This window comes from Deinococcus hopiensis KR-140 (assembly GCF_900176165.1).
Taxonomy (GTDB): Bacteria; Deinococcota; Deinococci; order Deinococcales; family Deinococcaceae; genus Deinococcus; species Deinococcus hopiensis.
This window is the reverse complement of sequence record NZ_FWWU01000009.1, coordinates 840,775-853,869: the sequence shown is the minus strand read 5'-3', so window position 1 is coordinate 853,869 and position 13,095 is coordinate 840,775. Positions and strand designations below refer to the sequence as shown.

The window sequence follows — 13,095 nt, the reverse complement described above, 5'->3', positions numbered from 1 at the left end:
GGCCCGTGATCCCATCACGGACGAACCGCAATCCTTACCGCTGGAGCAAGGGGTGCGGCCCTCCGCCCCTGGGGCCACGCCCGGCACACCGGCGCTCTGGGGGGGGTTGTTAACGAGGCGGACTTCAGGCCGCTGCACCCCTCCGCCGCATGGCGATCTTGAGCCTGGCGGGCGTACGGGCTGGGTCCGCGCCCTGCACACCGTCCCCTTTCAGAACTTGACGTCAGGCTTTACGGCCGCCAGCGCTGGAGAAGTTCCATTCAGAGCCCCAGCCAGTCGCTCCCCACGTCCTCCACCGCCCGGCCCAGGGCCTCGCCCACCTCGTCGCGCCGGGTGGCCCAGGCGGGAAAGGGATAATTGACGAGCACCGGATTGGGCACGTCGGGCTGCGACACCAGCATGGTGCCGGGTTGCAGGATGCCCGCGCGGGCCCGGAAGCTCTGCGGCAGAAAGCGGTACTCGGGCCGCTCGGCCTCCGCGAGGTCCAACCGCCCGACGACGCGAATGGCCGCGTTGGACACGATGCGGCGCTCCACCTCGCTGGCGGTCTGCTGCGCGCCAATCAGGATAATTCCCAGGGAACGTCCTCGCTCGGCAATATCGAGCAGCACGTCCTTGATGGGACTGTCGCCCTCGCGCGGCGCGTACTTGTTCAGCTCGTCAAGCACCACGAACACGGTGTCCTGCCGCCCAAACCGCTCCTTGTGCTCGAAGAGGTCCCGCAGCAGCACGCCCACCACGAAGCCCTGCGCGTGGGAGCCGAGTTTGTGGATATCCACCACGCTCGTCTGGATGCCCGGTTGCAGCAGGTCCGGTCGAAAACGGGCCGCCTGCGCGGGCGTGAGGTCCCCGCGAATCAGGGGCGCGAGGTGCTTTTGCACGCCTCTCAAGCGGCGCACAAAGGCCCGCAGCGTTCCCTGGTTCTGCTTCAGCACCCACTTGGGATCGCCCTCGCCGTCGTTTTGCTCCAGCAGTTTGTACTCGAGGTAGGAGATCAACTGCGAGAAGGTCTGGAGCCGCGTCGCGCCCAGTTCGTCGAACCGCACGTCCTCCGAGAGCAGCGCTTCCGTCTCCGGCTGCCAGTCCTCCACCGTGAGGTACGGCGCGTCGTCGCTCGCCGCCAGCCGCGCCAGCTTCTCCTCGATGTTGCCGATCACGAAGCCGAGGTTGAGGCTGCTGCTGCCGTCGGGAAAAACGTAGGGCAGCATCCGGCGCTGACAGAACTCGCGCAGGGAAAAGACAAACGGCGTGACGCCCTCACCGCGCTGCTCTACATCGGGCACGATCACGTCACCGGGGCCGCCCTTCGGAGGGGCAAGGAACTGCACGTCCCGGAACGGCTCGACGGGCAGACCCAGGCGGGCGTAGCGTCCCTCCACCCAGCCCTTGCGGCCCTGCACCACACCTTCTTTCTCGGATACGCGGCGGTTGGGCTGGTCCAGAAACAGCAGGTCCTCACCCTTGACGTTGAAGATCACCGCCCGGGTGTTGTGGCCCTCGTTGCGGTCTTGCAGCAGCGAACTGCGGAAGATGGAATGCAGCAGGAACAGGGCGTAACTCGTCTTCGTCGCTACGCCGGAGATGCCGCTGATATTGATGTGGCCGCCACTCTCGCCGTTCACGAACTGGTAGTTCAGGGGCAGCACCTGACCGTCGGCGAGGAGCCCTCCCGGAAAGGAATAGTCCATCTTGTCGGCGCTGAGGGCCAGCCGCAGGTCCTCACCCCGGGCGTGCCGCACCTCGTCGCCGGGCTGGGGGGGAATGAAGTCCTCCGGGTCCACCCGCGTGACGAGAACGCGCGCCGCGTAACTGACCGACGCCGGTAACAATCCCGCCACCACATCGGCCACGTCGCTGTCGAAGGAGACGCCCTCGTGCCGGGTCCGCACATGGTCTACCGTGCCGTAGAAATGAACCAGGCTGCCGTCCGGCTTACGCGTCTGCACGGTGATGAGGTCGTCCATCTGCACGCTCGCGCCGGGCGAAACGGCGAACCAGAAGGTGACGGGCGTGGCGTCCTCTGTGCCCAGCACCATGCCGATGCGCTCCGCCTGTTCGGGTTGCTCCGGCCCACCCAGCCGTAAATTCCCGCTCAAGAGGCCACGCCCAGTTCGCGGGCGATGTGGGCGCGCAGGCGGCGACTTACCAGGTCCGCGCTGCCCATCGCGCGGGTCATGGCCTGCTCCAGCGCAGCGGTGGGAATCAGGTTCTGGGGAGCGCGGGGGTCCTTGTGGGCCTGGCTCGCCAGGCGGCAGAGCAGCGTGCCACTCAAGCCCGCCACCTCGCGCACGATAGGCGGCAGAAAGTCGGGCTCCTCGGGCGCGTACATCTCCAGCCGCATCACGCCGGACATGGGGTGCTGATAAAAGGCGGCCTCGCACAGCCGCACGTACCAGATAAAGCGCGTGGTCTTGCCCGTCTGGGAGGTCAGGTGCATGATCGGCGTCCGCTCGCCGGGCTTCAGCTCCGAGAGCAGGCCCACGCGGTCGGGCGGCAGGTACTGGGTCTGCATCGTCTTCACGTAACCCACGACTGCACCGCCCAGATTGCTTCTGCGCCGCAGGGGGCCGTCTTGAAGCGTCAGCGCCGTCAGCGCTTCGCGGGTGTCCATCTCGTCGAACGGCACAGCGGAGGCGAGCCCATGCGAGAGTTCCTGCTCCTCTTGCAGCATCACGCTCTGCAACTTGTGCAGCGGCGCGAGCGGATCGGCGCTGTCGGCACGGATGGGTTGATACTCCAGCCGTCCCGTATGCGGATCACGCGGGGAGAGGCGGTAGGGGTCAACGCGCAGGTCCGGCGCGTGCGCAAGCAGGCGCCGCGCCTTCACGTCCGTCAGCGTTGCCGGGCGCGAGCCGTGCGGGCAGAGGTTTACCGCGCCCACCACGTAAGCCCCGAAGCCGCCGATGCCCGAGCCACCCCGCTCGTCCTCCACAAACACCCGCGACTCCATGCGCCGCTTGCCGTCCACCACATGCACCGTGTGCAGCCGCGGGGGCAGAGGCCGGGGTGGAATGGCCGCCCAGCGCGGCGTTTCCAGATCGATCAGTTCACCGTCGAACCTCTGCAAGCTGAGTTGCCCGCCCTCGATATCCACGGGCCAGGGGTCCAGACGAATCCGCATGGGAGGCATTCTAGGGGGCGCGGCAAGCGGCGTGGGGTGCGGGAAGGACTTTTCCCGCACCCCACGCCCGACGGGCGACCGCCTCTATTCCCCGTGGTAGCCGCTCAGCACCCGCAGGCTGGCCTCATCCGTCAGGGTCAGGCAGCGGTAGGCGGGGGTCAGCAGGCCGTCGTCGCGCATCTCGCCGATCAGTTTACTGACGCTCTCGCGGGTGGCCCCGGTACCCTCGGCGATCAACTCGTGGGTCGCGCGCACAAAGCGGGTGCCGTCACCGTGCCGTCCACCCAGACTGCTGTCCGCCAGGTGCAGGAGGTAGCGGGCGATGCGTTCGCGCAGTTCGCCGTCCTGGATATGCACGCCGTCGGTCATCACGCGCTGCAGCTGGGTGCTGAGGCTGCGCGTGACCTCCCACAGCTCATTGCCACTGAGGTGCTGCGGGTGCAGGGCCGTCACGGCCGCGTCGGTGAGCGCCACCACCTGGTGCCCACGTGCGGTGCCGTGCAGGCTCTCCTCGCCAAACACGTCCCCCGGATGAATGTGGCGCACCGTCAGGGTGCGGCCCTGCGGCGTCAGGCGCACCGCGCGCAGGAGACCACTTTCCAGTCGGTAGAGGCTCGGCGCGGTATCACCCGCGTAGTACAGTGTGTCCCCCCGGCGCAGGGGACGGCGGTGCGGATCGTTCAGGGCAGGCGTGGCGGTGTGCAGGGTCATGGGATGCTCCTGGGGCAAGAGGACGGAAAGGCACAGGACTACCCCGTCAATCTACAAACTCCTTTTAAGATTAAAGCGTTCGGGAGGTACTTTGTGAAGGTCACATCAATCGCCACACTCAACCGAACACGTCGAGTCCGTCCAGCACGACGCTGGCATGGGCCTCGACAGTGAGGGCATGGTCCCGGTTGTAGCCGCCCGCCATCATGGTCACGACGGGGAGGTCGGCGTTGCGCGCCCAGGTGAGCACGGTACGGTTGCGCTCGCGCACCCCTTCGAGCGTCAGGGCGAAGCGGCCGAAGCGGTCCCCGGCGAGCACATCCGCCCCGGCGAGGTACAGCAGCAGATCGGGGCGAAAGGCGTCAAGCGCCGGGAGGGCCGTCCCACGCAGCACCTCCAAGTATTCGGCGTCCGTCACCCCATCACCCAGGCCGAGGTCCAGACTGCTGCGCTCCTTGCGAAAGGGGTAGTTGCGCTCGCCGTGAATGGACAGCGTAAAAGCCCGCTCCTCCCCTGCCAGCAGCGCCGCCGTGCCGTTGCCCTGATGGACGTCCAGGTCCAGCACGGCCACCCGCCGCGCCAGGCCGTCGTCCAGCGCGACGTGCGTGAGGATCGCCGCGTCGTTGACCAGGCAAAAACCCTCGGCACGGTCTCGGAAGGCGTGGTGGGTGCCGCCCGCCAGGTTCGCGCCCCAGCCCACGCCCAGGGCGTCGTGCAGGGCGGCCAGGCTGCCCCCGGCCGCACGGCGGGCCCGCTCTACCACCCCCGGGCTCCAGGGCAGGCCGAAGGCACGTTCCTCACTGGCCGTCACCTCACCGCGCCGCCAGCGCCGCAGCCACAGGGCGTCGTGAACGCGCGCCGCGTCGGCCCAGCGCAGGGCCGGGGTGTCGAGTACGGGCAGCAACCCACGCAGCCGCTCAGCCACCCCGGCGTACTTGTAGGCCGGAAAGCGGTGGCCTTCGGGCAGCTCAAAGGTGTAGGCAGCGGGCGTATAGGCGCGGAAGGGGTGGGACGCCAGAGAGGAGAGGACCGCAGCGGAAGCGCTCACCCGCGCAGTCTCGCGCGTCTGTGCTCGGTAGGGCCGCAGGCGCGGACACCTTCCGGTGGCTGTGGAGTCTACTGCACCAGGCTCGCGTCGTCCTGTTCCGACATCATCCGGACGAACACCTCCACGTAATGGGGATCGAAGTGGCGGCCCGCCTGCAGGCGGATCTCTTCCAGGGCCCTTTCCTGGGTCCAGGCGCCCTTGTAGGGACGGGCATTGGTGAGCGCGTCATACACGTCCACGATGGCAAACAGGCGGGCGGGCTCGGGGATATTGTGGCCGCGCAGCCCGGTGGGATAGCCCGTGCCGTCCCAGCGCTCGTGGTGGTAGCGCACCAGGTCCAGCGTCTCAGCGGGCAGGAAGTGCAGGTCTTGCAGCAGGTCGTATCCCAGCAGGGCGTGGCCCTGGATGATCTGCCGCTCCTCGGAGTCCAGGCCACCGCGTTTGTGCAGAATGCGGTCGGGGATGGCGAGCTTGCCCAGATCGTGCAGGTACGCACCCCAGCGCAGCGCCCGCACCCGCTCCTCGGCCCAGCCCAGGGTGTGGCCGAGGCGAACGCTCAGGCTGACGACGCGGGTGGTGTGCCCGCCGGTGTCATCGTCGCGGTATTCCAGCGCTGAACTCAGGGAGCGCAGGGTCAGGTCATTGGCCTCGTTCAGCTCGTCGATCACCTGCAACTGCCCCAGCTGCGAGGCCAGCAGCTGCGCGAAGGACGACACCACGGCCCGCTCCTCGCCCGTCAGGGGCTGGAGGGGACTCGTCAGCACCAGCAGGCCCAGGTGCTGTTCCAGACGGTCTTCCACCGGCAGCACCGTAAAAAAGCGCCGCTCCTCGCGCAGCAGCAGCGCCAGCACTTCCTCGGCCACCCAGTTGTCGGCCTGCACGCTGGCGCTGTCGTTGTTGCTGGGGTGGATGGGTTGGCCCACATAGCGCGAGAACGCGCCGCGCGCCGTCAGGATGTAGGGGGTGCCCTGCCGGTAGGCCACGAAGGCGACGTTCGGCGCGACGTGCAGGTCGTCCAGAATATCCACGGCGGCGCGGCTGATGCCAAACGCGTCGCTCGCCCCCACCAGGCCCAGGCTGGCCGTCTGCAGCGCCTGTACCGTCTTGCGCCGCCAGCGCAGCTCCTCATTCAGCTCTCCCTCGCGCAGCACCAAGATGCCCAGTCCGGTCAGCACCAGCAGGGCCACCGCCAAGTCGATGGGCCGCAGCGGAAGGCCGGGCGGCAGCATGGAGACGATAAAGGCGACCGGATAGGCGACGAGCGCCGTCCAGCGCGGCAGTCCGGACAGCGGGGCGGTGACGAGGGCCAGCAGCAGCGCCGCGCCCACCAGCAGCGCCTGCTGATCGGTGCGGGCGGCGTATCCCAGTGCGCCTAGCCCCAGCACGATCAGCATGGCAACCAGGGGACGGTGGCGACTCACGGAGGAAAGCCTAGCATCAAACAAAAGCCTGCCCCGGCCAGACGCCTTAATGCTCGCGGCGCGGAGAGGCGCAGGCCGCGAGCCACACTGCATTCCGGCACCGACCCGGGCGGGGCTGCCCCAGGCAGAGGAGCTCAGGCCGGCTGCAGCTCCAGCCGGCGGTTGCGGGCGTCCACGAGCACCACGCGCGGCTCCAGTGTACGGGCCTCTTCCTCGGTGAAGTTGCCATAGGCGGCGATAATCACCATGTCGCCGGGGCGCATCAGGTGCGCGGCTGCCCCGTTGATGCCGATCACGCCGCTGCCCCGCGGCCCCGAGAGGGCGTAGGTGCTCAGCCGGTTGCCGTTGGTAATGTTGTAGATGTCCACCCGCTCGTGGGCCAGGATGTCCGCCGCGTCCAGCAGGTCCTGGTCGATGGTCACGCTCCCAACATAATCGAGGTCCGCCTGCGTCACGGTCGCGCGGTGAATTTTGGCCCTGAACATGATGCGTTCCACAACCCGGGATTGTACGCCTGCCGGACGCGGCGGGAGGTGAGGGGGGTGGGATTGAGTGGGGGCCGCCAGCAACAGTTGCCAGCGAGAACGGGCGGCGGCAAAAGCGGAAGTTGCTGGCGACTGGTTGCCGGCGCCTAGCTCTCCGGCAGCGTTCCGTCCACGAACACTGTCTTCTGGTCCGTGTAATGCACCTGCCCGGCCGAGGCCCCCCGGGGCCGCCAGACGTGCTTGATGCGGGTGTAGTCCACAGGCACGCCACTGCTGCCGCGCGCCTTGGAGTGGGCGGCCGCGAGGCGCGCGGCGTACAGGATATCGGGCAGGTCGAGGTCTTTTCCTCCCGAGCGCACGAGGACGTGGCTGCCTGGATATCCCTGGGCGTGAAACCAGTGATCCATGCTGCGCCCAAGTCGGTGCGTCAGGGTGGCGTTTTCCTTGTTGTTGCGCCCCACGATCACCTCGAAGCCGCCAGGGGTGGTAAAGCGCATCCCGTAGGGACTCTTCTCGGGCCGCTCGGCCTGCAGGGTGGCCGCCAGGGCTTCGAGGGCTTCGAGTTCAGCAGCGTCGAGTTCGGCCAGCCGGCCCTGCGCCCCGCGCCACTCCTCCCGCAGGGCCGGCTCACGTTCGGCCAGGCGTTCGTACACGTCCTCGCGGCGGCGGGCGCGGGCATAGCGCTTCTCGGCGTTCTGCACGGCGCTGAGTTGCGGATCGAGGCTGACCTCCACCTCCCCGCTGCCGTCGAAGGCGGGCAGGGTGATGGAGGCCAGGCCGGGCTCGGCAGTCTGGGCATAGGCCATCAGCAGGTCTGCCTCGGCACGGTCGCGCGCCGCCACCTCCACGCCCTCCTCGGCGCGGGTCACGTCTGCGAGCTGGTTTTGCAGCAGGGTCAGCCGCTTTTCCAGCGGCTCACGCAGGGCCTTGCGCAGCCCCGCCGCCTTCTCGGTCCGCGCCGCCTCCCGCGCGCCCCCATGCATCACGCCCTCGCTGACCGAGGGATCGGCCACCAGAGACTGCAGGGCCGACAGCACCTGCGGCCAACGTTCGCCAGGCACGTCCGAAGCCGCCAGACCCGAGCGGCGCACCAGTTCGGCGCTCAGCAGCGGTCCCAGCCCGTCGAGCCGCTCGCGCCATTTCCCCAGTGGCAGGTCGGCCAGGGAACGGGCGTCGCCCCCGGTCAGCGTGCGGGGATCGAGCTTTTCATAGGGAGGTGGGGGCGTGTAGGTGCCGCCCGTGCGCACGGTGCGGAAGCGGTTGCGGCTGCCGGTGATCTCGCGCGCCGCTTGCAGGATGCGCCCGGAAAAGCCCTCGCCCGCTTCCAGCACGAGCAGGTTGGCGTTGCGGCCCGTGACCTCGAACACCAGCCGGGCGGGGGGCTGATCCACAAAGCCCGTTTCGCCCGCGAAGTGCAGGGCGAACACCCGGTCGAGCTTGAGCTGTTCGGCACGCAGCAGGTCACCGCGTACCCGGTTCGACAAAAAGCGCTGGAACGGACTACGCGCCTCGCCCCGCAGCCGCTCGCGCGACGCGAAGACCACAGGCTGCGGCGGACGGTACGAGAGCACCAGGTTGCCCACGCCGTCGAGCAACAGCGCCGCCGTCGTCTCGTCGGGAAAGACCCAGCCCAGGTTGCGGGCGGGGAGGCGCGGTCCGAGGTCACGCAGCACCCGCGCGAGCATCAGCCCTTCCATGTGGGGGCCTCCGGGATGGGACGGGAAGACGCGTTCATCGGGGCATGGTAGCGGGTTGGGCCAGACCCTGGCCGCTTGGCCTACCCCTCCCAGCAAAAAAAGGGCAGGCCCAACGCGGGGCCTGCCTCACGGCATGAAACCGGGTTAGAAGAAGTTGCCGATGCGGAAATAGAACTTGCCGCTGTTCGTCTGCGGGCTGTAGCCGTAGTCGAAGCGCAGGTTGGCGAGGCGAGAGCCCCCCAGCCCCAGGTTGACCTGCACGCCCGCGCCGACGCCGTACTTCAGGTCGACCGACTCGCCGCTGTTCCAGGCGTCCCCCGCATCCGCGAACAGCACCCCGTACACCCCCTGGGTAAAGGAAGTCGTGAGGTTGAGGTCATAGCGGTACTCGGCGCTGGCGGTCACGTAGTTGGTGCCGGACAGCGCGTTGTTGTCGATGCCGCGCAACTGATACTGCGCGGCGGGCGAGTTGCCGCCGCCCACGCTGAAGACCGTTCCGGCAGGCGGGTTGCCCAGGGTGGTGCCGGCGTTGGCACGCCCCGCGAAGGCCTGCTGCCGGGTCTGGATGCCCGCGCCCTTGTCCAGGGTGCGGCCCAGGCCGAAGTACGTGCTGGCCCCCGCCTCGGCGCTGGTCCAGGCGACCGGCGTGGCCCCGGCCGCTCCGAAGTTGTACGAGACGTTGGTGTTGGCGCGCACACCGCGGCTGGGAAAATCAGGGTTGTCGGTGGTGTCGTAGGCAAGGGCCCCGGTCACGCTGGTCGTGCGGCTGGTGGCTGAAACGAGCCCCAGCGCCTTCTCGTCGGTATAGGTGCTCTTCTCATCGCCCTTGACGGGTTCGAGGAAGTAGGTGCGGTAGCTGTATCCCACGCCCACCGAGCCCGTCAGGTTGGGGAGGATCTGGCGTCCGGCCTGCACGCCGAAGCCGGTGGTCCGCGCCGTGTATTGCCGCCCGGTGTCCACGGTGGTGCCGCCACTCTTGTCCACCAGGGAGAGGTTCCCCGCCACGTTGGTGCCGACGTTGGCCGTCAGGCTCGTGCGCGTCTTCTGGAAGTCCAGGAAGTTCAGATCCAGCCAGGGGACGGTGTAGGACACGTTGCCGACAAAGTTCTGCCCCACGTCGTTTTGCTGCGCGCCCACGCTGACGTCCAGGTTGTGCCCCAGCCCAAACACGTTGGAATTGGTGTATTTCGCGTCGCCCAGAAAGCCGGTCAGGCTGCTGTACTCCAGGCCCAGGCTGATCGGAATGCCCTGGTTGGCTTCCGCCAACGTCAGGACGTAGGTGATGTCCTCGGGATTTTTCGGATCGCTGCGGGTCTCGGCGCCCACGATCTGGACGAAGCCCAGGCGGCTGACCCGCGCGAGCCCACCGCGCACGTCGTTGGCGTTGAACAGCCTGCCGGTTTCGGGCAGTTCGCGCAGCACGACGTGGTCTTTGGTGGTGTGCTTGCCCTGCCACTGCAGCTGGTAGTCGGCCAGTCGCACTTCCCGGACGTTGAAGGTCAGCGTGCCGTTCTCGAACTTGATGGCGTCGCGGGTGCTGATTTCATACCCCGCCTTGCGGTAGGCGTCGCGCACCGCCAGGAAGTCTTCCTGCGCGAGCTGCGGGGAATAGACGTCGCCGGCCTTGGTCTTGATGACCGCCGCCAGGGTGGCGCTGGGCACCTGGGTGTTGCCCACAAAGGCAATCTGCTTGACCGGTCCGCTCGCCACGTCCGCCGTACCGAAAAACACCGCCACCTGACCAGGGTTTTGCTCGTCGGGCTGCAGCGCGAAGCCCACCGGCTTGCCCGTCAGGTTCGACAGGGTGCGCACGTCGGCGCGCAGCCGCTCCAGGTTGAGGGGTTGGCCCTCGCGGGTCTGCAGGGCAGCGCTCCCCGCCTCGATGCCGTCGAGCGTGACGCTGGCCACGCGGCCTTCGACGACGCGCACCTTCAGCACGCCGTTTTCCAGGGTGCTGGCCTGCAGGTTCACGCCGCTCTGGGCGTACCCGGCGGCGTCGTAGGCCGCCTGCAGCTGCTGCACCGCACCGTAGTACCCCTCCACCGTGAACTTCTTGGCGTCGTACAAGGGCTTAAAGATGTCCGTGACCGTCTTGGCGGACAGCAGGGTCACGCCCTCGACCTCCACCCGGCTGAGCTTGGCGGTCTCGTCGACCACAAAGCTCACGTTGACGGTGCCGTCCTTGTTGGTGCTGGCGGTCGCGCTGATGCTGGGGGTGAAGGGAAAGCCTTCCGAGCGGTAGTTCTGCGCCAGGGCCTCCTTGGCCTGGTCGAGGCGCTGGGTATTCAGCGTGGCTCCGGGCGCGACGTTGAGCCGCTCGGCGATGCTCGCCTTAAAGGCGTCGCTCGGCAGGAAGGTCAGGCCGGTGGCGTTCACCGCCGAGATGGTGGGGTTGGGCGTCACGTTAATGACCAGCGTGTCGCGTCCCCCGACGGTCTGCAGGGCCGCCGTGGCCGTCTTGAAGTAGCCGGTGGCCAGCACGTCTTGCTCGACCTGACGCGGGTTGACGGCCGAGAGGGCCGCGCCTTCCTGAACGTTGAGGGTCGCCTTGACGTAGTTGGCGAGCAGATCGCTCGTGCCGTTGACAACGACGTCCTGAACCGTTCCGACCTGCTGCGCAAGGGCAGCCGGAGCGGCGAGAAGCACGGTGAGGGCGAGGGTATGGGGGTGTCGCATTCGTCTCCTAGTCTGGCACAGGCGGGCAGAAACCTTTTTTGAAGCCACACCGCAACCTGTTTCTGTGTCACCTTTCCCGCTGTGCTCCTGAGAAGGGTGAAGGAATGTTGACGGAGCCTGTAGCTGCGGCGTTCGGTTTCCTTTTCGCCGGTCCCGACTTGAGCCGGACTTCCAAAGCCGCCACAATGCCGGACGTGACTTTCCTGCGGCAGCCGAGTGAGATGAGACTGCAGTCAAGGCCGGGGCGCGGCCCTTGAGCCTGCCCGAAGTGCTCGGGCGAATCCGCGCCGCCGAGGCGCGCGTGGGCCGGCCACCCGGCAGCGCCCGCCTGGTGGCCGTGACCAAGGGGCAGACCCCGGAGGCCATCCGCGCCTCTGTCCTGGCCCACACGGCCCTGCAACCTGGTGGCTTCCCGCTGGGCGAGGGCCGGGCCCAGGAACTGCGGGACAAGGCCACCGAGATGGGAACCGCCGAGCTGTCTAGCCCGGAGGGCTCTTCCCTGGAGTGGCACTACATCGGGCCGCTGCAGCTGAACAAGGTGAAGTACATGCGGCCCGTCTCGCTCATCCACGCGCTGGAGGACGTGCGTCAGGCGCAGGCCCTGGCCGAGGCGGGGCGCAAGTGGGGGCACGCGCCGGACGTGCTGCTGCAACTGCACAACGGTGAGGCGCAGAAGCACGGCGTTCACCCGCCAGAGCTCGCCAGGGTCTACGCTGAGGTGGTGCAGACCGGACTGAACGTGCGCGGGCTGATGGTGATGGCCCCCGAGGGCGACGCCGAAGCGTCGCGGCGCGTCTTTACCGATACGGCGCGGCGGGCGCACGACCTCGGCCTGCCTGAAATCAGCATGGGCATGAGCGGCGACTATGAAGTGGCCGTGGAAGCGGGCGCGACCCTGGTGCGCGTCGGAAGGAGCCTCTTTCTATGAGCCAGCACCACATAAGCCAAGACCTTACGGACCGAGACCTGAACCAGGACGTGAACCCGCACCCCAACCGCACCCACGCGCAGGGGGCGCTGACCCCCCTCGACATCGGGCACCGGCAGTTTCCAGGGCGGCCCGGCGGCTACGACCGCGCCAGCGTGCGCGCCTTTCTGGGACAGATCGCGGACCAGCTCGAAGGCCTGCTGCATGAACGCCAGGCCCTGCGCGGCCGCCTCAACAACCTGGAGCGCGAGCTGGAAGAGCGCCGCCAGGCGGAAGACGAGATTCGCCGCGCCGTGGTGGCCGCCGAGCGCATCGGCCACGACCTGCGCGAGAACTCCACGCGGCAGTGCGAACTGATGCTGGAGCAGGCGCAGGCCCGGCGCGACGCGGTGGAGCGCGAGACCGACGCCCGCGCCGCCGAACTGGAAGCGGCCTACCAGGTGCGCTCCCAGGAGCTGGAAAGCACCCACCAGGTGCGGATGGGCGAGCTGGAGAGCACCTACCAGCTGCGACTGCAGGAACTGGAGCACACCCAGCAGTCGCGCATGGCTGAGCTGGAAGCCGCCTTCCGGGGCCGCTTCGCGGACCTGGAGCGCGACCACCACCAGTTGACGCTGGAGCGCGACCGCGCCCACGCCGAGCGGACGGTGTATCTGGAGCGAACCTTCAACGAGCGCCACACCGAACTCAGCAGCCGCCTCAGCGCCGTGCGGACCGAGTACACCCAGTTTGTCAGTCAGTACCGCGCCCTCGTGCAGTCCTTCGCCGAACTCAGTGCCCGCCACCTGCCGCTGGGAGACGACCTGCCCCTGCCCGCCTCTCCCCTGCCCGCCTCTCCCCTGCCCGACGCGCTGGTGCTGAACGAGGCGCTCGATAACGCGCTGGGTGAAGGGCTGCGGCTGGAGGAACAGAGCTTCGCGTAGGGAGTGACGAAGCGCGCCCTCTGCGCCTGCCCCACCTCCGGTCACGTCAGCCGTCCGCGCGCAGCAGGCGCTCGGCGAGAGGGCG

Annotated in this window: 10 protein-coding genes; 2 read left to right on the top strand and 8 right to left on the bottom strand. The window is 68.3% G+C overall.

Translation table 11 applies throughout. The annotated features are described in order from the left end of the window. Window positions 1-260: 260 nt before the first annotated feature. The 8 genes from B9A95_RS17635 to B9A95_RS17600 form a co-directional block, all read right to left on the bottom strand. Window positions 261-2,036, bottom strand: a complete 1,776-nt coding sequence (locus B9A95_RS17635; protein ID WP_084048493.1) for an ATP-binding protein — start codon at window positions 2,034-2,036, stop codon at window positions 261-263. Window positions 2,037-2,092: 56 nt separating this feature from the next. Next, window positions 2,093-3,130 carry a DNA double-strand break repair nuclease NurA gene (locus tag B9A95_RS17630; RefSeq protein WP_139806855.1) on the bottom strand — a complete coding sequence of 346 codons (1,038 nt, stop codon included), beginning with the start codon at window positions 3,128-3,130 and terminating at the stop codon, window positions 2,093-2,095. 75 nt (window positions 3,131-3,205) lie between these two features. Continuing rightward, a complete protein-coding gene (locus B9A95_RS17625; protein ID WP_084048491.1) occupies window positions 3,206-3,832 on the bottom strand; it encodes a Crp/Fnr family transcriptional regulator in 627 nt (208 codons plus the stop codon). Between the two features lie 118 nt (window positions 3,833-3,950). Further along, window positions 3,951-4,880, bottom strand: coding sequence for a histone deacetylase family protein (locus B9A95_RS17620; RefSeq protein ID WP_245808361.1), 930 nt, complete (start codon window positions 4,878-4,880; stop codon window positions 3,951-3,953). 68 nt (window positions 4,881-4,948) lie between these two features. Beyond that, window positions 4,949-6,301: an HD-GYP domain-containing protein gene (locus B9A95_RS17615; protein WP_245808360.1), complete on the bottom strand. Its 1,353-nt coding sequence runs from the start codon at window positions 6,299-6,301 to the stop codon at window positions 4,949-4,951. A gap of 134 nt (window positions 6,302-6,435) precedes the next feature. Beyond that, a complete protein-coding gene (gene panD, locus B9A95_RS17610; protein ID WP_139806854.1) occupies window positions 6,436-6,798 on the bottom strand; it encodes an aspartate 1-decarboxylase in 363 nt (120 codons plus the stop codon). Between the two features lie 134 nt (window positions 6,799-6,932). Continuing rightward, the gene (locus B9A95_RS17605) at window positions 6,933-8,483 is read right to left on the bottom strand and encodes an Rqc2 family fibronectin-binding protein (RefSeq protein WP_084048488.1); all 1,551 of its coding nucleotides are present in this window, start codon (window positions 8,481-8,483) and stop codon (window positions 6,933-6,935) included. A gap of 144 nt (window positions 8,484-8,627) precedes the next feature. Next, entirely contained in the window at window positions 8,628-11,159 is a 2,532-nt protein-coding gene (locus tag B9A95_RS17600) for a BamA/OMP85 family outer membrane protein (protein WP_084048487.1), read from the bottom strand. Window positions 11,160-11,412: 253 nt separating this feature from the next. Between B9A95_RS17600 and B9A95_RS17595 the strand changes: the two genes are divergently transcribed. After that, window positions 11,413-12,087 (top strand): YggS family pyridoxal phosphate enzyme, encoded by a 675-nt coding sequence (locus B9A95_RS17595; protein WP_084048486.1) that lies wholly within the window; start codon window positions 11,413-11,415, stop codon window positions 12,085-12,087. Continuing rightward, entirely contained in the window at window positions 12,084-13,010 is a 927-nt protein-coding gene (locus B9A95_RS17590; protein ID WP_084048485.1) for a DivIVA domain-containing protein, read from the top strand. The genes B9A95_RS17595 and B9A95_RS17590 overlap by 4 nt, the downstream gene beginning before the upstream one ends. The last annotated feature ends 85 nt before the right edge of the window (window positions 13,011-13,095 follow it).

Coding starts and splice junctions, on each gene's coding strand:
- B9A95_RS17635 (WP_084048493.1), bottom strand. CDS start 2,036: ATGGTGCTGGGCACAGAGGACGCCACGCCCGTCACCTTCTGGTTCGCC.
- B9A95_RS17630 (WP_139806855.1), bottom strand. CDS start 3,130: ATGCCTCCCATGCGGATTCGTCTGGACCCCTGGCCCGTGGATATCGAG.
- B9A95_RS17625 (WP_084048491.1), bottom strand. CDS start 3,832: ATGACCCTGCACACCGCCACGCCTGCCCTGAACGATCCGCACCGCCGT.
- B9A95_RS17605 (WP_084048488.1), bottom strand. CDS start 8,483: ATGGAAGGGCTGATGCTCGCGCGGGTGCTGCGTGACCTCGGACCGCGC.
- B9A95_RS17600 (WP_084048487.1), bottom strand. CDS start 11,159: ATGCGACACCCCCATACCCTCGCCCTCACCGTGCTTCTCGCCGCTCCG.
- B9A95_RS17590 (WP_084048485.1), top strand. CDS start 12,084: ATGAGCCAGCACCACATAAGCCAAGACCTTACGGACCGAGACCTGAAC.